Below are 18,192 nucleotides of genomic sequence, written 5' to 3'. Positions count from 1 at the left end.
GCGGCCGGAGACGGGAAGCGCCGGGCTGCGGAGGGGAAGGGGCCAAGGAGGCTGGGCATGGGGCGGATCAACGACTTCTTCATCAGACACGTGTGGGCGCCGATCGTCCTGGGTGTGGTCGTGGCGAGCGTGGTGACGTGGGTGCTATTCGGGGGGAATCCCGTGGCGACCGTGGTGCGGGTCTGTCTGTACTCCGTGGCCGGTCTCGGCTTCATGCTGGCCAGGCGTCGCAAGGAGAAGAGGGCCGCCGGCGGGTCGATGGACCGGCTGGTCCGCGTGGAACAGCGGCTGCGCGCGGGCGAGACGCCCTCCGACCCCGAGGACCGCCGGATCATGCGGGAGATCGTCGAACGTCGTCTGCACCAGACCCGCAACCGCGTTCCGGCGCTCGTCTTCCTCGCGCTCCTCTTCGCCGGGATCACCGTGCTGACCGGGTTCACGGCCAGTCCCTGGCGGACCGTCGGCCTGGCCGTGTTCGGCGTGGTCTTCCTGGGGTGGATGATCTGGAACAGCAACCGCCAGACCCACCGCCTCCGCACCATGCGGGACGCCCTTCAAGGCGGCGACCCGGCACCCACCGCCGCCCGTCCGGCGGACGGCCCCCCGGTCCACCCGGCCGCCTGAGCCGCGCCGCTGCCATGACGGCCGCGCAGTCGGTCACCGGTCGGGTGTGGCCTTCGGGTCCACCTCGCAGTGATCGATCTCGCGCACGCGGTCCATATGGTTGACGAGCACCATGGCCGTCACCTTGTCCTGCGCGGGCACCGACACCTCGTCGGAGCCGTCGCTCACGGTGCGGCCATGGTCGTCCTGGAACTTCATCCGCACGGTGAACACGCCCTCGCGTCCGTTCGGATTACTGACCTCGACGGTCGCGTACGGAACGTCCGTGGTCGCGCACCGCACGAGCACGGCGGCGCCGTCCTTCAGGGACCGGCTGGTCCCGCCGGGGGACGCCGTGGGGGTGGAACGCCGACCGGGCCGCGAGCGGTACGTACCGCTGTCGCTGCCGTCGGTGCTGGCCCCGAGGCTGTAGGCGCTGCTGGGCGAATCACCGTACGGACCGCCGCCGTACGCATCGTCGTACGAGTCGTCGCCGGACGAGCCGTCGATGTCGGACACCGATGAGTCCGACCCCGACGAACTGTCGTGATCCTGGCTGGAGTTGCTGCACCCGCCCCCGCCGCCACCGTGATGGCCGCCGCTCCCATGACGGCCCGACGTGAACCCGGTCAGGGTCAACACGACCACCGCCGACACCGCTGTGAATCTGACTTTGCGCCCCCACGTGTCCATGCCCCCAGCCTACCGAGGGCCGCCGTACCGCCCAGGCCGGGACTGGGCAGCCGGTCGCGGGCCTCGGTCAGGGGGCCGTTGCCCAGGCCACCCGTGCGGTCGCCGCCTGGCCGTATCCGCTCAGCACGATCGCTCGGTGCTCGCGGTCGAGTTGACGGACCTCGCGCCGCTGCCAGCCGGTGCCGAGACCGGCGAACTGCTGCTCCGTGAGGGCCCGGTCGAAACCGTCCGGTCGTTTTTCCCGCTCACTCACGCAGAGGACGCCGAAGAAGACGCCGCTGGGCTTGAGCCACCGGCCGACGTCGGTGAGCAGCCGGGCCGGCTCCAGATAGGCGAGAGCGTGTCGGCACGTCACGATGTCGAGGCTGTGCGGGGCGAGTTCATACGGAATCGCGTCGGCGACCAAGTCGCACCGGCGGTACGAGAGGCCGTCCCGCGTGCCCGCGGCCTTGGCCTGTCTCAGGGCCTCGGCGCTGAAGTCGTAGCCCGTGACCCGGATTCCCCAGGCCGCGAGCTGTCGCGTCCACTGTCCCGTCCCGCAGGCCAGATCGGCACCCCTCATGCCGTCCGTCGAACCGACCGCCTTTAAGAAGCAGTCGGCTTCGTCCTGACCGACGACGGGCTGGCTGCCTGCGGTGAACCACCGGTCCCAGTCGCCCGCCAGAACATGGTGCGCCATGGTCGAGGGTGCGTTCACGTGACCAGCCCCCGCGTCGGCCGCGCGACAGTGCGCAGTGCGTCTTCGCTCGTGAACATGGTTCCGTCCCGGGGGATTCGTAGGGGCGAGAAGGTTCCTTCAGACGGCGGCCCGGGCGGGCTCGGCCCGCCAGTCATCAGCGGAGGCCGACCGCGCGTTCGGGGCGCGCGGCCGACCTCCGCCTGTGCCTCCGGCCGGGCCCGTGGACCGTGGTCCGGGCGCGGCGGAGGCGGTCTCCGGGTCCGGTCCGGCCGCGACGACAGCCGCGGACACAGCGCCACTGCGCGCCGAACGGACTGGTGGCGATCGCCTCTGGCAAAACCGACCGCTCCCGCTGTTCCTGATGGTGCTACGGGCAACCACCGCGTGTCAACGAAGAGTTGGAGTTAATAAACGATCGTTGAGTGGTGGGTGGGTGCCGAGTAGGGTGGCATGTGCACCACAGACATGTGGATCACACACCCCTGGAGCACATCGGTGGAACCAGTCCCACTGGCCGAGTCGCTCGCCCGGCTCGACGCGCTGATCGGCAAGCACGGGCTCGACCGGGACGAGCTCCTCGATCCTGAGGAGCTCGCGCGCAGAACGGCTCTCCCGGCGGAGACGGTCCGGTCCCTCCTCGCGGGCGGGAAGCCCGCGGACGAGACCGTCAACGATCGGGTGCGGGCCCGTGTCAGCACTCTCGCCGCGGCCCGCCTGGCAGCCACGAAGCGGCGCATGGCGGACCTCGCCGCCGAACTGCACGACGAACTCGGCGTGTCGGAGATGTGGGCACGCTCGGTGTGTGACGGCAAGAAGGTGCCGAACGTCGAACTGCTGCACGCCCTCGTGCGGTTCTTCGGCGTGGACGGGGAGGCGTTCTTCACCCTCCCGGCCGACGAAACGCTCAGCCGGGAACTGCGGAAGATCCTCGGCGACATCGAGAACGACCCGGTGGTCGCGCTGATGGACCAGTACGGCGTCCGGTCCACTGACCTGCGGATGCACGGCTCAGTGCCGCGCCGCCAGCTGGAGCGCCTACTCGAGGGCGTCTTCCGGTCGGTCGTGCCCGAAACCGAGGACAGGAGCGAGAAGCGGTGAGCAGGGCCATGAAGTCGCTGCTGGGGAGATTAGGGGCCTCCGTGGCGCGGCACCTGGAACCTCCGGCCGCACCGCGCGTGGTCATGGACGCGTTCTGCCACGCGATGAGCGAGCACCGCGGCCGCCGGATCGACCTCGTCCTCCGCGCCTTCCCCGAAGACATCCCGGTCTCCGGCATGCGGCTGGACTGCGGGGACCGCTCGATCATCGTGGTCGAGGAACGCACGCCGCCCGAGTCGCAGTTGGTCATCCTGGGCCACGAGCTCTGGCACGAGGAGCAGGGGGAGTGCGGCCACCACGTTCCCGGCCTCCCCGCGGCCGCCGCCCGTGCCCTCGGCCCGACGCACCCGGCCGACGCCGTACGGCGGGCGGCCGAGGAGATCCTCACCCGGCGTGACGTCCCCCGCGAGACGCTGCTCGCCGTCGCCGCGCGGGCCGACTCCCCGGACCAGCATGAGCAGGACGCCGAGACGTTCGGCCTGCTCTTCGGCCGCGAGGCCCGCCGATGGATTCCCGGGCGGCACGCCCAGGGCCCCGTCGACCCCGCGACACTGGAAGGCCGCATCCAGCTCTCCCTGCTCAACCGGGGCGGGGGACCGGCCCGATGAACCTGACCAGCCTGCACATCCCCTACCTCTTGCCCGCCCTGCTCCTGACGGTGGCGCTCGCACTGAAGGCCCCGACGTTCCTGCGGGCATGGCAGGACAGCGACGTACGGGCGACGACCCTGCTGCTGCTCCTCGCGGCCGCCGTGTTCGTGTCGGTCCCGCCTGCCGTCATCCACCGCGTCAACACGGTGACCGGGGTGCCCAACCTGGCGGGGGCCTGGGTGTACTCCCTGCTCACCGCGTTCTGCGGTTCCTGCCTGGCGATGGTCGTCACCTGGCGGGAGAGGCCCTCACCTCGGCGTTCCCGCGTGATCCGCCGCATCTGGCTGCTCTACAGCGGCATCATCGCCGCCCTGTGGGCCACGTTCCTCCTCGCCGACGTCCCCGACGAGCGCATCTACGACCTGGACACCTACTACGCCACCGAGCCCTGGATGCGCGAGCACATCCTGCTCTACCTCACCGCGCACATGGTCTCCGCCCTCGTCGCTGCCTACCTGATCTGGACCTGGATCTCGAAGGTCCGCAGCGCCTGGCTGAAGGCGGGACTGGTCTTCCTCCAGGCCGGATACGCCTTCGGACTCGTCTTCGACATCGCCAAGTTCACCGCCATCGGCGCCCGCTGGAGCGGCCGGAACCTCGATTGGCTGTCCACCACCGTGGCCCCGCCCTTCGCGATCCTCGACGCCAGCCTCGTGGCCGTCGGCTTCATCCTTCCCCAGGGCGGGCCTTTCCTGCAGAAGTGGGTTGGCGACCAGATCAGCTTCCGGCGTTTGCGCCGTTTGGAGCAGGTGCTGCGGGGGGTGGGTCCTTCCGTGGCGGATGCCCGTGTCGGTGTCTTCGCGCCGCTGGATCTGCGGCTGCTTCAGCGTCAGCAGCGCATCCACGACGGCCTGCTGCGTCTTGCGCCGGTGCTGGATGCCGCCGTGTGGCTGCGTGCGTTCGACGCTGCCCGTGCGGCCGGGTACGCGGAGCTCACGGCCCGTGGGATCGCGGGTGCGGTCACTGTACGGGCCGCGCTCGCGGCATGGCCCTCTCACGGGGGTCAGGCCGTCTCGACCGGGGCGGACGCTCTTCGGCGCATCGGCTCCGACGAGGGCGATATCGAAGCCATTTCCCGCGCACTGCACCGGGCGCGGGTTGTCGAGTCCATCCGTGTACGGGTGGCTCCTCCAGAAACGCGAGCTCATGTCTGACGACGTTGCCCGTCCCACCGTGATCGTGATCGGCGCCGGTATGAGCGGCCTGCTCGCCGCGGCGGCTCTCGTCGATCACGCCGACGTCACGCTGATCGAGCGCGACACCCTTCCCGCCGGTCCGGAGCCGCGCCGTGGTGTTCCTCAGGCCCGTCATGCCCACTTGGTGTGGACGGGGGGTGTGACGGCGCTGGGTGTGTTGTTGCCGGGGCTGATCGAGGATCTTGTCTCTCGTGGGGCGCGTCTCGTGCACATCATGGGTGACATGGTTTCGCGGGCCCCGAACGAGATCTGGTTCCGCCGCTTCACATCTACCCCGCACCGCAATCTGGTGTGCTCCCGCGACCTGCTCGACGCCGTGACCCGGGCACGCGTCCTCGCCGACCCCCGCATCACCCTCCGCCAGAACACGACCGCCGACCGCCTCGCGGGAGACGCCGCACGCGTCACCGGCCTCCACATCCGCACCCCGGACACGGCGGACGAACACCTCGCCGCCGACCTCGTCATCGACGCCACGGGCCGGGGCTCCCGCGCACCGGCCTGGCTGAAGGCGCTCGGTCTCCCCGCCGTGTCCGAGCGTGAGGTGGACGCGGGCGTCGCCTACGCCACCCGTGTCTACCGGGCCCCGGCCGAGGACTTCCCCCTGGTCAACGTGCAGGCCAACCCCGCCGTGCCGCCCGGCCGGGGCGGCATCATCCTGCCCGTCGAGAACGGCCGCTGGATCGTCACCCTCTCCGGCACCCGGGGCGGCGAACCCACCGACGATCCGGACGCGTTCACCGACTTCGCACTCGGTCTGGGCGACCCGGTCATCGGCGAGCTGATACGGGACGCCGAACCCCTCACCGAGGTCGTCACCACCCGAAGCACCGCCAACCGCCGCCGCCACTTCGAGAAGCTGCGCCACTGGCCGGACGGCTTCACCGTCATCGGTGACGCCGTCGCCGGGTACAACCCCGTCTACGGCCACGGCATCACCGTTGCCGCGCAGAGCGCCCTCGCCCTGCGCGAGCACGCCGCCACCACCGGTGTCACCCGGCCGGGCAGCGCACGCCGCCTCCAGAAGGCGGTGACCCGCCCGGTCGCGGCGGCCTGGGACCTGGCCATCGGCCAGGACATCTTCTACCCCGGCGCCAGCGACCAGCCCCCCACCCGTGTCGAACGCGCACTGGCCGCGTTCGTCGACCGCGCCGTCGCCACCGGCGCCCGGAACCCCCGCGCCTTGGCCGCGCTCCTGGACGTGATGAGCCTGTCCCGGCCCGCCACCCGTCTGTTCTCTCCCGCCATGCTCCTCCCGATGCTCTTCGGCCCGGGGCGGCCTTTCCTGACCGGTGCTCCACTCACCGAGGGCGAGCGCAAGGCGGTCGTCCAGGAACGGTGAGCCCGGTCGGAGTTTCCGCGGCCTCCTCAGGCGGGGTCGGTCGTCTGGCGCTTGCTGGCGTGGATGGTGAGGCCACCGGCGAGTGCGAGGGCCGCCAGAGCGGTGGCGAAGACGGTGGCGCCGCTGGTCAGACCGACCATGTCGCTGAGATAGCCCGCACAGACGGGCAGGATGCCGGCCGGGAGGTAACCGCCCACGTTGAGCGCGGCATTGGCCTCGGCGAGGCGCCGCGGCGGAACGCTGGAGTTGAGCAGTGACAGGCCGCCGAGCTGACCCATGCCCTGGCCCGCACCGGCCAGTAGTGCGGAGATGGCCAGCGACGGGGCGGAGGAGGTGTGCAGGGCGACGATCAGCGTGATCATGCTCAGGGTGGTGGCGGCTGCTCCGGCCGTGAGGATGGTGCGCCGGGGAAGTCGCTGGACCGCGAACTGCACGCCGGTGGCGGTGAGGAACATCGCGAAGGCGATGGCTCCGGCGAGGGTGCGGCTGGTGGTGTGGAGCAGACCGGACAGCAGCGAGGGGCCGAGGGAGAGCACGAAGGACGTGGCGGTGATGCCGGGGGCGAACACCGCTATGCCCAGCACGAGTTGACGGCTGTTTCCGCGCGGGACGCCCGGCACCCGGACCCAGGCGCCCCCGGCGGGCGCCTCGGGACGGCGCAGCGGCATGCGCAACACAGCGAGCACGGCGGTGGCCAGCAGCACGGCCTCGACGACGAAGACGGTGCCGGTCGGCGCGGGTGCCGTTTGGGAGAGCACCCCGGCCAGGAGCGGGCCGAGTCCGGCGCCGAAGACCATCGCGCAGGAGGCGAGCAGGGCGGCGGTCCGCCTGCGCCCGGACCCGGCGATGTCGGTGACGGCGGCCATCCCGGCCGAGACGGCGGCGCCGACCGCGATGCCGGTGCACAGACGGGCCACGATGAGCGCGGCCACGGTGGTGGCGGTCGCGAAGACCAGGCAGGCGGCCAGCGCGAGCGCCAGGGCGGGCAGCAGGACGGGTTTGCGGCCGAGCCGGTCGGAGGCCACGCCGCACACGAGCAGCGAGCCGGTCAGACCGACAATGTAGAACGCGAACACCACGGTCAGGGTGCCGGCGGAGAAGTCGATGTCGTGCTGCCACAGCGCATACAGCGGTGTCGCGGCGTTGGAGAGCATGAAGACGGCCATGACCGGCCACGCGGCGAGCCACACCCGCCACAGGGGAGCGGCGCCCCTCCCGGCATCTGCCGATTGCCGCTGTTTGGCGGCGGTCCTGGTCTGGGGCATGACGGTTCCTCCCGGTCTGGTTTTCGGGAACTCCATTAGTACGAGTCGATTCGAACTTAGCATGCAGTACGATTGAAGTCGTACAAGAGACTCGTGTGATGAGGAGCCGTCCATGCCCGCCACGCCACCCCCCGTGCCCGCCTTCATCGCATGCCCCGAACCGCCCGGACTGCCCGACCCGCTGCCGGAACCGGCCCTGGACGACCTCCGCCTGGAGACCGTGCTCGGCGCGCTGAGTGACCCGCTGCGCCTGACGATCGTCCGTAAACTCCTCCTGGAGTCGGAGGAGTTCGACCACACCTGCGGCTGGTTCGGCCTGGACCGGCCCAAGTCCTCACTCACCCACCACTTCAAGGCACTGCGCGAAGCGGGCATCACACGCCAGCGCCAGTACGGCCTGGAACGCCGCAGCCACGTACGCGTCGACGACCTCAACACCCGCTTCCCCGGCCTGCTGTCCCTGGTGGCAGCCTGGACCCCGCAGCCCTGAACGCCCGCCCCGGTACACCCGCTACGCCGACGTCCCCTCCATGCCGGTACGGCGGTGGCAGGGGAGTGCACACCCGCGAACGTCGGGTCGGCGAACAGGAGGGAGGCGAGTACCGAGGTGCTCTGCCCGTCCTCGCCAACCAGTCGCAGCGACGTCCCGGCCACGGCGTCCGCCAGCTAGGCGCGGCCCCTTGAACGTCTATGCGCCCCAGCTTCACCTGCCGCGCCCCGGTGCACCCGCTGCGCTGACGCGCACCTGCTGCGTCTGCGCGCCCGGCTTCATCCGCCCGAGACGGGTGCCGCGTGGCAGGGTGTCAGCTCGGTACGGCCTGGCATGCCGTCAAACGGCTCTCTGACGTGCACCCGCTGCACCCCCGCACACTCTGGCACGCCCGCTACGCCGGTGCGCCCTGGCACCATGCTGCGCGGCTGCGTTCGGCGGGCATCGCATTTGTGGTCGTTGCTGCATGTCGCGTGTTCGGGGTTAGGGTGCGTTCCCGTGGATGTCGCTGATCTTGATTACCGGGTCCGGACGCAGACAGACTGTATTCCTCCGCACCTGGTGATCCGGTTGCTCGAGCTCGGTCATGCCGGGGTGGTGGAGTGCTGGGCGGGGCGTGGTGAGTGGTTCTGTGCGCGGGAGTGGGCGCGGCTGCTCGGGGAGCGCGGCCGGCGGTCCGAGGCGCTGGCGCTGCTCGGCCCGTATCTCACGACCGGCTGGTGGCCGGCGGTCGAGGCCACCGTCGAGCTGTTGGAGGAGTGGGGCCGGGCCGGGGAGGCGATCGCGCTGAGCGGCGTCCGAATGGAGGCGGGGCATCCGGCGGCGCTGGAGTTCTATGCCCGGCTGCTCGCCCGCCACGGCCGCGCCGACGAGGCGTTCACCCTGCTGCGGCCACACATCGACGACTGGTCGCTCGCCAGGGCCCTGGTCGATGTGTCCGCAGCCGCGGGCCGCGACGAAGAGGCCCACGCCCTGCTCGCCGCCCGGGTCCCGGCCGGACACCGGTGCGATTCCCCGTGGTGCTGCCGCGCCCTGGACCCTGACCTGGCGACCGGCCTGCTCGCCACGGTCCGCGAGCGCCAAGGTCACGTCGATGAGGCGATCGCCCTGCTGGCCACCCGTGGCAGCAGCCCGCTCAATGACCGTGACCAGCTCGCCGACCTCCTCGCCCGGCACGGGCGGATCGCCGAACTGCGTGCCTACGCTGCGGTCGACGACTTCGGGCACGCCGCGCGGAGACTCGCGGAGCTGCTGGAGGAGCGCGGTGACGTGGACGGCGCGGTCGCGGTGTACCGGCAGAGCGGCGAAGCGGCTGCTGCGCACCGGCCCGGCACGATGGTGCTCGTCGCCCAGTTGCTGGCGCGGCAGGGCCGGGGCGGCGAGGCGGTCGGTGTCATGCGCGCGCTGTCCGAAGCCCACAGCGGCGACGACTGGATCCTTCATACGTGGAGCACCCTGTGCCTGGACCAGAACCGCCCCGAGGACGGCCTGGCCCACCTCGATGCCCTGGCCGCCCGCCGGGGCGGGGAGGAGGAGTGGGACCTGTTCTGGGTACGGCTGCGGTTGATGGCCGTCTGCGGCCGCGTCGATGAAGCCCTCGAGCAGGCCCGGGCCCACCCCGAGGGCTGCACTGCGTGCGCGGCGCCGCACGTCAGCGAGACTCTGGATCACTCACAATGTCGTCAACTGGCCCTGTCCTTGACGCCTCCCCGCAGGCCCCACTCATCCAAGCCGGAGTAGATCAACGCAGTGCGGCCCAGCGAAGAGAGGTCCTCGGCCTCACCTTTATAGATCGCCACCAGTGAGTCGGCTCCTCGCCACCAGGTGTCGGCCAGACCCATGACTTCGCGCACCGGCTCGAACTCGTCCAGCACGATGCCATCGACATCGTTGCCGGTGACCTTGGTGATCTGCTTCGCCCACATGGACGCGTGGTGGGTCAGCGCGAGCGACTCCACCCAGCCTTCGATGGTGGCATGGAGAGGCACCCATTGACCTGAGTGAATGTCGAACTCGCCAGACGGACCGATCGCGAACGCGTATGGGACCGCGGCCCGCTGCATCCCAGCCTCGAACCACCAACCTTCGGATGCGGAGCCTTCAGGGGAGTCCGCTTCGAGATACCTCGGACCGCCGTCGTACTGAGAGGCGGGCGGTAGAACCAGACCGCCCCAGCGCTTCTCGTAAGCCGCCATCCTGTCGATGACCGCCGCCGGGATGTCTCGCTCAAGCCACCACTGCCTGTGCTCTTCGACGTGCCTGACATCGACTCTGACACCGTGCGCTTGGACAAACGATCGAGCTCGGCACGTCAGGCCGTCGGGCACATCGTCGAAGAGGTTCAAATTCACCAGAGGGACGCTACCCAGGAGCCCCAGGGACGGCAGACCCCGGTCCCGTGCATCCCGCCGTACCGCGTCTCGGTCGAGCCGAAGACACGGACAGCGTTGCCCTGTTCCGCACGCCCGAATATCCCAACCTACCGACACCGTCTCCACCAGCGCCGGTAATTCCTTGCGCCAGAGCGTGAACCTGCGGCCAGCCTCGTGCAGAGGACGTAATGGAGACCTTCTGTTCGACGAGGGAACCTTCTTCGACAATTCCGCCCCCTCCTCGAGCCCCGCCCACCACACCGCCTCTGACCACCGAGGAAACCGATGCCCCCCTCACCACGCTGACCGCACTGTGCCCACCCCCTGCCGCCGTCCGCCCCCGACTGGTCACAGGTCCAGGACACACTGGGCACGGGCCTGCCCCTGCCCCAGGACTACAAGGACCTCATCACCACCTACGGACCAGGCCAGTTCTGCGAATTCATCACCCACTACCAGCCACACGCCCCCAGCGAATGGGCCGATCTCACCGGCCCCGTGCCGGCGCGTCTGCGCGCGCAGAACGAGGAAGTCCGGCGGGCCGCCCGACACCCCTGGCCACTGCCGCACCCTCCCGAAACCTGTTCGCCATGGGAGTCACTGGCAACGGGGGCTACCTCTTCTGGGTCACCCAGCCCGCCGAAACCCCCGACCAGTGGACCGTCGCCGTCAACGAGGCCGTGCGCGCACCCTGGTTCACCTACAACGGCTCCCTGACCGCATTCCTCGTCGAACTACGACCGTCCCCATGTTCCCCCCAGACCTCCTCGACCACGCCCCCGCCTTCACCCCGTCGACCCTCCAAAGCAGCACCCCGCCACACCCGGCCGCCCCTCCGTCAGCACCCGCGGCACGAGGCGGTGCGCAAGCTCGTCGCTGATGGTGCCATCGGGGAACTTCGCGCTTTTCAGGCCGTGTTCGCCATTCCCCGCCAACCGGACGACGACATCAGGCACCGGGCGGACCTGGGCGGCGGTGCCCTGTGGGACACCGGTGTGTACCCCGTCCGCGCCGCCTTGCACTTCCTGGACGATTCGCTCGCCGTGCGCGGCGCCCTGCTCGACAACGGCCCCGGACGGGAAGTGGACACCGCGGGACAAGCCCTGTTGAGCACGTCTGGCGGAGTCGGTGCCCGGCTCGTCTTCGGACTGGACCATGCCTACCGGTCGTCCTACGAACTGTGGGGCAGTGAAGGCCTTATCACCGTGGAGCGCGCCTTCACCCCGCCCGCGGATCTCGTGCCGGAGATCCTCCTCGAGCGGCGCGGTGGCACCGAGGTGATCAAGACCGAGCCCGCTGATCAGGTCGCCCGTACGGTCGCCGCGTTCGTCGACGGCGTCCGGGCCCGCGCCGCGCCCGACACCGTGTGCCTGCGCCAGGCGGAACTGCTGCACGGCGTACGTCGCGCAGCTCACGGCTTGACCTGAACCGCTGTTCAAGTTGTTGCCTTGTCGTATGAACAGGCAGCGCACGACAGCCGCTTCCCAGCCCCCGAAGGGATCAGTGACACCCATGACGGACCCCGCCGCCGTCGCGCCCGAGGCAACACCTTCCGAAGAGCACACCAGCCGCAGTGTGTACGTCGTTGTTCTCGCGGTCGTGCTCGCGATGGTGCTGGGCACCCTGGACACCTTGGTCCTCGGCACGGCGATGCCCACCATCGTCGCCGACATCGGCGGAGTGGACCACCTTTCCTGGGTGATCACCGCCTACGCCCTTGCCACCGCCGTCTCCACCCCGGTCTGGGGCAAGATCGGCGACATGTACGGCCGCAAGGGCACCTTCATGACGGCCATCGTGATCTTCCTGGCCGGATCGATGTTCGCCGGTATGGCCCAGTCGATGGATCAGCTGATCGCGTTCCGGGCCCTCCAGGGCCTGGGCGGCGGCGGGCTCATGGTGGGCGCCCTCTCCGTCATCGGCACCGCGGTCCCGCTGCGTGAGCAGGGCCGCTACCAGGGCTTCATCGCCGCCGTCATGGGCGTGACGATGGTCGCGGGACCGTTGGTCGGCGGTTTCATCACCGACAACCTCGGCTGGCGCTGGTGCTTCTACGTCAACATGCCGCTCGGCCTGCTCGCGCTGGTCGCGATCGCCTTCGGCCTGAAGCTCCCCAGGCAGCGGTCCGAGGCCCGCATCGACTACGCGGGCGTGGCGCTCCTGGCCCTCGCCATCACCTCGGTGGTCCTGGTCACCGCATGGGGCGGCACCGAATACGACTGGACGTCGGGCACCATCCTCGGGCTCAGCGCCCTGGGCGTGGCCGCCGGCGTCGGCTTCTACTTCGTCGAGCACCGCGTCGCGGCGCCGGTGCTTCCGCCCTGGCTCTTCCGCAACCTCAACTTCTCCCTGATCACCGGCATCGGTGTCGTGCTCGGCGCCGTCCTGTTCACGGTGATGACCTTCCTGCCGATCTTCATGCAGGACGGCCAGGGCTTCAGCGCGAGCCGCGCCTCGGTGCTGCTCCTGCCGAACTCGGCGGCCTCGCTGCTCACCAACATGACCGTCGGCCGCATCATCACCAAGACCGGCCGCTACAAGATCTTCATCACCGGGGGCGCCGCCCTGTGCACCGTTGGCGTCGCCATGCTCAGCCAGTTGACCCCGGGCTCGTCCCTGGCCTACCTGTGGAGCGCCACGGTCATTCTCGGCGTCGGCACGTCCTGCCTGATGCAGACGGCCATTCTGGTCACCATGCAGAGCGTCGAGCAGAAGGACCTCGGTGTCGGCTCCGCCACGTCCACCCTCGCCCGCACGATCGGGGGTTCCGTCGGAATCTCCGTGATGGGCGTGCTCTACGCCAGTCGTCTTCCCGCCGGCGGCAAGGGCACCCAGGGGTATCAGGACGCGGTCGCGGATGGCACCGGCCTCGTATTTCTCGTCACCGCGGGTCTTGCTCTGCTCACGTTTCTCGCCGCCTGCCTGCTCAAGGAGATCCCGTTGAGCGCCGGCTCGGACGAGGAGCAGGAGCCGGCCCCGGCCACGGTCGGGCCCGCCTGACCCTTCGCACGCCCCGGGCCGCCGTCCGGGGTATCGAGTCACATCCATAGCGCCTCGGAAAGGGCGACCGACGTGCAGCAGAACGAGATTCGTCGTCTGGACCGGGTGATCATTCGCTTCGCGGGTGACTCGGGTGACGGCATGCAGCTCACCGGTGACCGGTTCACTTCGGAGACGGCGTCGTTCGGGAACGACCTGTCGACGCTGCCGAACTTCCCCGCCGAGATCCGTGCTCCCGCCGGGACCCTGCCGGGCGTCTCCTCCTTTCAGCTGCACTTCGCCGACCACGACATCCTCACGCCGGGGGACGCGCCGAACGTGCTGGTCGCGATGAACCCGGCCGCGCTGAAGGCGAACATCGCCGATGTGCCGCGGGGTGCGGAGATCATCGTGAACACGGATGAGTTCTCCAAGCGGGCGATGCAGAAGGTCGGCTACGAGGTGTCGCCGCTGGAGGACGGTTCGCTGGACGGCTACAGCGTGCATCCGGTGCCGCTGACGACGCTGACGGTGGAGGCGCTGACGGAGTTCGACCTCTCGCGCAAGGACGCCGGGCGCAGCAAGAACATGTTCGCCCTGGGGCTGCTCTCCTGGATGTATCACCGGCCCACCGAGGGCACGGAGAGGTTCCTGCGGGCGAAGTTCGCGAAGAAGCCGGACATCGCCGAGGCGAACATCGCGGCCTTCCACGCGGGCTGGAATTTCGGGGAGACGACGGAGGATTTCGCGGTCTCCTATGAGGTGGCTCCGGCCGCGCAGGCCTTCCCGACAGGCACCTACCGCAGCATCTCCGGCAACCTGGCCCTGTCGTACGGGCTGATCGCGGCGGGCCGGCAGGCGGATCTGCCGCTGTATCTGGGCTCGTATCCCATTACCCCGGCCTCGGACATCCTGCACGAGCTGTCGAAGCACAAGAACTTCGGGGTGCGGACCTTCCAGGCCGAGGACGAGATCGCGGGGATCGGTGCGGCGCTGGGCGCGGCGTTCGGCGGCTCGCTGGCGGTGACGACGACCTCGGGGCCGGGGGTGGCGCTGAAGTCGGAGACGATCGGGCTCGCGGTGTCGCTGGAGCTGCCGCTGCTGGTGGTGGACATCCAGCGCGGCGGGCCCTCGACGGGCTTGCCGACCAAGACCGAGCAGGCGGACCTGCTCCAGGCGATGTACGGGCGTAACGGTGAGGCGCCGGTGGCGATCGTGGCGCCGAGGACGCCGGCGGACTGCTTCGACGCGGCGATCGAGGCGACGCGGATCGCGGTCACCTACCGCACGCCGGTGTTCCTGCTGAGCGACGGCTATCTGGCCAACGGCTCCGAACCGTGGCGCATCCCCGAGGTCGATGAACTTCCCGATCTGCGGGTGCAGTTCGCCTCCGGTTTCAATCACACCCAGGACGACGGCACCGAGGTGTTCTGGCCCTACAAGCGCGACCCGCAGACGTTGGCGCGGCCGTGGGCGATCCCCAGCACACCTGGCCTTGAGCACCGTATCGGCGGGATCGAGAAGCAGGACGGCACGGGCAACATCTCCTACGACCCGGCCAACCACGACTTCATGGTCCGCACCCGCCAGGCCAAGATCGACGGCATCGAGGTCCCCGACCTGGAGGTCGACGACGCGGCCGCGCCACCTCAACCCCTTCCCCTCCAATCTGGGCGAGGTGCTGCGTTCGTACGAGCGGGTGGTGATCCCAGAGATGAACCTGGGTCAGCTTGCCACCCTCATCAGGGCCAGATACCTCGCGGACGCGGTCTTGTACACCCAGGTCAACGGCATGCCGTTCAAGGCAGAGCAGCTGGCCACCGCGCTCAAGGAGGCCATCGATGACTGACTCGGCACGCGAGCTGCTCCAGCTGGTGCCCAAGGCCGAGGGCAAGCAGTCGATGAAGGACTTCAAGTCCGACCAGGAGGTCCGCTGGTGCCCGGGCTGCGGGGACTACGCGATCCTCGCGGCCGTGCAGGGGTTCATGCCGGAGCTGGGGCTGGCGCGGGAGAACATCGTCTTCGTCTCGGGCATCGGCTGCTCGTCCCGTTTCCCGTACTACATGAACACCTACGGGATGCACTCCATCCACGGCCGCGCCCCGGCGATCGCCACCGGGCTCGCGTCCTCGCGGCGGGACCTGTCGGTGTGGGTGGTCACCGGTGACAGGGACGCCCTGTCGATCGGCGGCAACCACCTCATCCACGCCCTGCGCCGCAACGTGAACCTGAAGATCCTGCTCTTCAGCAACCGCATATACGGCCTGACCAAGGGCCAGTATTCTCCGACCTCCGAACTCGGCAAGATCACCAAGTCGACGTCGATGGGCTCCCTGGACGCACCCTTCAACCCGGTCTCCCTCGCCATCGGCGCCGAAGCCTCCTTCGTGGCACGGACAGTGGACTCCGACCGCAAGCACCTCACCTCTGTGCTGCGCCAGGCCGCCGAGCACCCCGGCACGGCGCTGGTGGAGATCTACCAGAACTGCAATATCTTCAACGACGGTGCCTTCGAGGTCCTCAAGGACAAGCGGCGGGCCGAGGAGGCGGTGATCCGCCTGGAGCACGGACAGCCCATCCGCTTCGGCGCTGATGGCACCAAGGGCGTCATCCGCGACGCACAGAGCGGGGACCTCAAAGTCGTCCCGGTCACGCCGGAGAATGAGTCCCAGATCCTGTTCCACGACGCCCACGCGGCCTCACCGAACCTGGCCTTCGCCCTCTCCCGCCTCGCCGACCCCGACACCCTGCACCACACCCCCATCGGCGTCCTGCGCGACATCCAGCGCCCCGTCTACGACACCTTGATGTCCGACCAACTCGACACCGCCATCGAACACAACGGCAAGGGCGACCTCGTCGCACTCCTCACCGGCGGCGACACCTGGACCGTCGCAGGCTGACCGGCGCGGTCTCTCAAAGCCGAGGCGCCCCGGGACCCTCCTGAGCGAGAATATCGTCCGGATTTGCCAGGGCGCACTTGCTGAGGGACATGCATCCGCACCCGATGCACTCACTGAGCCGGTCCCGGAGGTTCTCCAGCTTCTGGATGCGGTCGTTGAGATCCGCCTGCCAGTACTGGGAGATGCAGGCCCAGTCCGTGGCGGTCGGAGCATGGTCGTTGGGGAGCAGCTCCAGGGCGTAACGGATGGCGGCCAAGGAGATGCCCACGCGCTGCGACACCCGGATGAAGGCGACTCTCCGCAGGACGTTGCGGCTGTAGCGGCGCTGGTTGCCGGTCGTGCGGCCGCTGTGGATCAGGCCCTGGCGCTCGTAGAAGCGCAGTGCCGACGTGGGAACACCGCTGCGTGCCGAGAGCTCTCCGATGGTGAGTTGGGGCGGCTGTGCGGGGAGTGCAGACATGCTGTCGAGGATAGCTTGACTTGAACCATGGTTTAAGTTGGATCGTGGACGCATGGAGACGAACAGAACAGCAAAGCACCGTGTCGAGTTCTTCTACGACCTCGTCTGCGTCCATTCCTATCTCGGGTTCACCCGGCTCTCGCGGGCCCTGGAGCAGTACCGGAAGACGGGCGCAGAGGTCGACGTGGTCTTCCGTCCCTTCCAACTCGTCCCGAATGAGCCGGCCACCGGCCGCCCACTGTTCGAGGTGCACCGGGAGGGCTTCGGGGAGGAAATGGCGAGGACCATTTCCCAGGACCGGTCCTTCGGTGCGCAAGACGGACTCGACGTGTCCTTCGACCGTGCCGTGTTCACCAATACGTTCGATGCGCACCGGCTGGTGGCCGCAGCGGCGGAACAGGGCAAGGGTGAGCGCATGGCCGAGCGCCTGTTCCGTGCCTACTTCTCGGACGGTCTGAACATCGCCGACGCCGAGACGTTGCGGACACTGTCCGAGGAGGTCGGCGTCCGCCCCGGCGGTGTGAGCGCCGAAGTGCTGCGTGAGCGCCTCGATCGGGTTCACGAGGCCGGTGTCACCTCCGTTCCGCTGTTCATCTTCGACGGTGGCGCCGCGCTTTCGGGGGCCCGGTCGACCGACGCGTTCTTGGAAGCGCTCGGACAGATCGTGTCGCCGGTCGCCGACTGAACCAGCGCTTCCAGCCCGCCAGTTCCCTTCTCCTCCGCTCTTCCCCCTTCCCGTTTCCCTCTGTTTCCAGGAGTACGAGATGTCTTTTCCTGCCCCCCTCCGTCTCGCCGTGATCGTCGGCAGCACGCGCGAAGGCCGCTTCGGCGGCACCGTCGCCTCTTGGATCGCCGGGCTCGCCGAAGAGCGCGACGACCTGTCCGTGGACGTGATCGACCTTGCGGACCACGACCTGCCCTCCAGGCTCACCGCGACGCCGTCGCAGGACGTGCTGAAGGCGCTGTCCGAGGTGACCCCCCGCCTCGATGAGGCCGACGCGTTCGTGGTGGTCACGCCGGAGTACAACCACAGCTACCCCGCCTCTCTCAAGACGCTGATCGACTGGCACTACACGCAGTGGCAGGCGAAGCCGGTCGGATTCGTGTCCTATGGCGGTCAGGCGGGCGGGTCCCGTGCGGTGGAGCACCTTCGTCCGGTCTTCGCCGAGCTGCACGCGGTGACCGTGCGCGACGTCGTCGGTCTCAACATGGCGTGGGAGCAGTTCGACGAGGACGGACAGATGACGAACGAAGGTGCTTCAGTCGCCGCGAAGGCCCTGTTCAACCAGCTCGTCTGGTGGGGTAACGCGCTGCGGGACGCCCGGGAGAAGACTCCCTACGGCAGCTGATCCACTCTTCCCAGACACAGCTGTCCGGGACGGGCTCACTCACGGCCAGCAGCCGCACCCGGTGGGCCGGTGTCACCGGGCGGTCGAGCAGCTGATCGAATACTCCGGTCTGC

At 69.3% G+C, this 18,192-nt stretch carries 17 protein-coding genes and 1 pseudogene; 13 read left to right on the top strand and 5 right to left on the bottom strand.

The window, feature by feature from the left end; genetic code table 11:
* Positions 1-57: 57 nt before the first annotated feature.
* Positions 58-624: a hypothetical protein gene (locus ACI2LY_RS19255; RefSeq protein ID WP_404708199.1), complete on the top strand. Its 567-nt coding sequence runs from the start codon at positions 58-60 to the stop codon at positions 622-624.
* 33 nt (positions 625-657) lie between these two features.
* On the opposite strand, the gene ACI2LY_RS19250 is transcribed toward ACI2LY_RS19255, so the two are convergent.
* Entirely contained in the window at positions 658-1,122 is a 465-nt protein-coding gene (locus ACI2LY_RS19250) for a hypothetical protein (protein ID WP_404708198.1), read from the bottom strand.
* 241 nt (positions 1,123-1,363) lie between these two features.
* Positions 1,364-1,993: a class I SAM-dependent methyltransferase gene (locus ACI2LY_RS19245; RefSeq protein ID WP_404708197.1), complete on the bottom strand. Its 630-nt coding sequence runs from the start codon at positions 1,991-1,993 to the stop codon at positions 1,364-1,366.
* Positions 1,994-2,470: 477 nt separating this feature from the next.
* Between ACI2LY_RS19245 and ACI2LY_RS19240 the strand changes: the two genes are divergently transcribed.
* The 4 genes from ACI2LY_RS19240 to ACI2LY_RS19225 are packed head-to-tail and all read left to right on the top strand — an operon-like array spanning position 2,471 to position 6,261.
* Positions 2,471-3,073 carry a hypothetical protein gene (locus ACI2LY_RS19240; protein ID WP_404708196.1) on the top strand — a complete coding sequence of 201 codons (603 nt, stop codon included), beginning with the start codon at positions 2,471-2,473 and terminating at the stop codon, positions 3,071-3,073.
* Entirely contained in the window at positions 3,070-3,681 is a 612-nt protein-coding gene (locus tag ACI2LY_RS19235) for a toxin (RefSeq protein WP_404708195.1), read from the top strand. The genes ACI2LY_RS19240 and ACI2LY_RS19235 overlap by 4 nt, the downstream gene beginning before the upstream one ends.
* The gene (locus ACI2LY_RS19230; protein ID WP_404708194.1) at positions 3,678-4,877 is read left to right on the top strand and encodes a DUF6545 domain-containing protein; all 1,200 of its coding nucleotides are present in this window, start codon (positions 3,678-3,680) and stop codon (positions 4,875-4,877) included. The genes ACI2LY_RS19235 and ACI2LY_RS19230 overlap by 4 nt, the downstream gene beginning before the upstream one ends.
* Positions 4,870-6,261 (top strand): NAD(P)/FAD-dependent oxidoreductase, encoded by a 1,392-nt coding sequence (locus tag ACI2LY_RS19225; protein ID WP_404708193.1) that lies wholly within the window; start codon positions 4,870-4,872, stop codon positions 6,259-6,261. The genes ACI2LY_RS19230 and ACI2LY_RS19225 overlap by 8 nt, the downstream gene beginning before the upstream one ends.
* Positions 6,262-6,287: 26 nt before the next feature.
* Here ACI2LY_RS19225 and ACI2LY_RS19220 read toward each other — a convergent pair whose 3' ends face one another.
* On the bottom strand, positions 6,288-7,526 hold the full coding sequence (locus tag ACI2LY_RS19220; protein ID WP_404708192.1) for an MFS transporter: 1,239 nt from the start codon (positions 7,524-7,526) through the stop codon (positions 6,288-6,290).
* A gap of 112 nt (positions 7,527-7,638) precedes the next feature.
* Between ACI2LY_RS19220 and ACI2LY_RS19215 the strand changes: the two genes are divergently transcribed.
* Both ACI2LY_RS19215 and ACI2LY_RS19210 read left to right on the top strand, forming a co-directional pair.
* Positions 7,639-8,016, top strand: coding sequence for an ArsR/SmtB family transcription factor (locus ACI2LY_RS19215; RefSeq protein ID WP_404708191.1), 378 nt, complete (start codon positions 7,639-7,641; stop codon positions 8,014-8,016).
* A 561-nt stretch (positions 8,017-8,577) separates the two neighbouring features.
* On the top strand, positions 8,578-9,756 hold the full coding sequence (locus ACI2LY_RS19210; protein WP_404708190.1) for a tetratricopeptide repeat protein: 1,179 nt from the start codon (positions 8,578-8,580) through the stop codon (positions 9,754-9,756).
* Here ACI2LY_RS19210 and ACI2LY_RS19205 read toward each other — a convergent pair.
* A complete protein-coding gene (locus ACI2LY_RS19205) occupies positions 9,699-10,367 on the bottom strand; it encodes a hypothetical protein (protein WP_404708189.1) in 669 nt (222 codons plus the stop codon). The genes ACI2LY_RS19210 and ACI2LY_RS19205 overlap by 58 nt on opposite strands.
* A gap of 881 nt (positions 10,368-11,248) precedes the next feature.
* On the opposite strand from ACI2LY_RS19205, the gene ACI2LY_RS19200 reads away from it, so the two are divergent.
* From ACI2LY_RS19200 to ACI2LY_RS19185, 4 genes and pseudogenes are all read left to right on the top strand, one after another.
* Positions 11,249-11,815 carry a hypothetical protein gene (locus ACI2LY_RS19200; protein ID WP_404708188.1) on the top strand — a complete coding sequence of 189 codons (567 nt, stop codon included), beginning with the start codon at positions 11,249-11,251 and terminating at the stop codon, positions 11,813-11,815.
* 85 nt (positions 11,816-11,900) lie between these two features.
* Entirely contained in the window at positions 11,901-13,388 is a 1,488-nt protein-coding gene (locus ACI2LY_RS19195; RefSeq protein ID WP_404708187.1) for an MDR family MFS transporter, read from the top strand.
* A 42-nt stretch (positions 13,389-13,430) separates the two neighbouring features.
* Positions 13,431-15,216, top strand: a pseudogene (locus tag ACI2LY_RS19190) (2-oxoacid:acceptor oxidoreductase subunit alpha).
* The gene (locus tag ACI2LY_RS19185; protein ID WP_404708186.1) at positions 15,209-16,270 is read left to right on the top strand and encodes a 2-oxoacid:ferredoxin oxidoreductase subunit beta; all 1,062 of its coding nucleotides are present in this window, start codon (positions 15,209-15,211) and stop codon (positions 16,268-16,270) included. Before ACI2LY_RS19190 ends, ACI2LY_RS19185 begins: the two are co-directional and overlap by 8 nt.
* 13 nt (positions 16,271-16,283) lie before the next feature.
* On the opposite strand, the gene soxR is transcribed toward ACI2LY_RS19185, so the two are convergent.
* Positions 16,284-16,730, bottom strand: a complete 447-nt coding sequence (soxR, locus tag ACI2LY_RS19180) for a redox-sensitive transcriptional activator SoxR (RefSeq protein WP_404708185.1) — start codon at positions 16,728-16,730, stop codon at positions 16,284-16,286.
* A 52-nt stretch (positions 16,731-16,782) separates the two neighbouring features.
* On the opposite strand from soxR, the gene ACI2LY_RS19175 reads away from it, so the two are divergent.
* Together ACI2LY_RS19175 and ACI2LY_RS19170 are read left to right on the top strand one after the other, a co-directional pair.
* Complete coding sequence (locus tag ACI2LY_RS19175; RefSeq protein ID WP_404708184.1) at positions 16,783-17,415, top strand: DsbA family protein; 633 nt, start codon at positions 16,783-16,785, stop codon at positions 17,413-17,415.
* Positions 17,416-17,494: 79 nt separating this feature from the next.
* Complete coding sequence (locus ACI2LY_RS19170; protein ID WP_404708183.1) at positions 17,495-18,079, top strand: NADPH-dependent FMN reductase; 585 nt, start codon at positions 17,495-17,497, stop codon at positions 18,077-18,079.
* The last annotated feature ends 113 nt before the right edge of the window (positions 18,080-18,192 follow it).

The sequence above is a fragment of the Streptomyces sp. NPDC002176 genome (assembly GCF_044903645.1).
GTDB lineage: Bacteria > Actinomycetota > Actinomycetes > Streptomycetales > Streptomycetaceae > Streptomyces.
Note: the sequence above shows the minus strand (reverse complement) of the source record. Positions and strands in the feature narration are given on the sequence as shown.

Bases quoted from the DNA above. Each gene is read 5' to 3' on its own strand.
- ACI2LY_RS19255 (WP_404708199.1), top strand. From the start codon at position 58: ATGGGGCGGATCAACGACTTCTTCATCAGACACGTGTGGGCGCCGATC.
- ACI2LY_RS19170 (WP_404708183.1), top strand. From the start codon at position 17,495: ATGTCTTTTCCTGCCCCCCTCCGTCTCGCCGTGATCGTCGGCAGCACG.
- ACI2LY_RS19220 (WP_404708192.1), bottom strand. From the start codon at position 7,526: ATGCCCCAGACCAGGACCGCCGCCAAACAGCGGCAATCGGCAGATGCC.
- ACI2LY_RS19225 (WP_404708193.1), top strand. From the start codon at position 4,870: ATGTCTGACGACGTTGCCCGTCCCACCGTGATCGTGATCGGCGCCGGT.
- ACI2LY_RS19230 (WP_404708194.1), top strand. From the start codon at position 3,678: ATGAACCTGACCAGCCTGCACATCCCCTACCTCTTGCCCGCCCTGCTC.
- ACI2LY_RS19195 (WP_404708187.1), top strand. From the start codon at position 11,901: ATGACGGACCCCGCCGCCGTCGCGCCCGAGGCAACACCTTCCGAAGAG.
- soxR (WP_404708185.1), bottom strand. From the start codon at position 16,730: ATGTCTGCACTCCCCGCACAGCCGCCCCAACTCACCATCGGAGAGCTC.
- ACI2LY_RS19215 (WP_404708191.1), top strand. From the start codon at position 7,639: ATGCCCGCCACGCCACCCCCCGTGCCCGCCTTCATCGCATGCCCCGAA.
- ACI2LY_RS19175 (WP_404708184.1), top strand. From the start codon at position 16,783: ATGGAGACGAACAGAACAGCAAAGCACCGTGTCGAGTTCTTCTACGAC.
- ACI2LY_RS19185 (WP_404708186.1), top strand. From the start codon at position 15,209: ATGACTGACTCGGCACGCGAGCTGCTCCAGCTGGTGCCCAAGGCCGAG.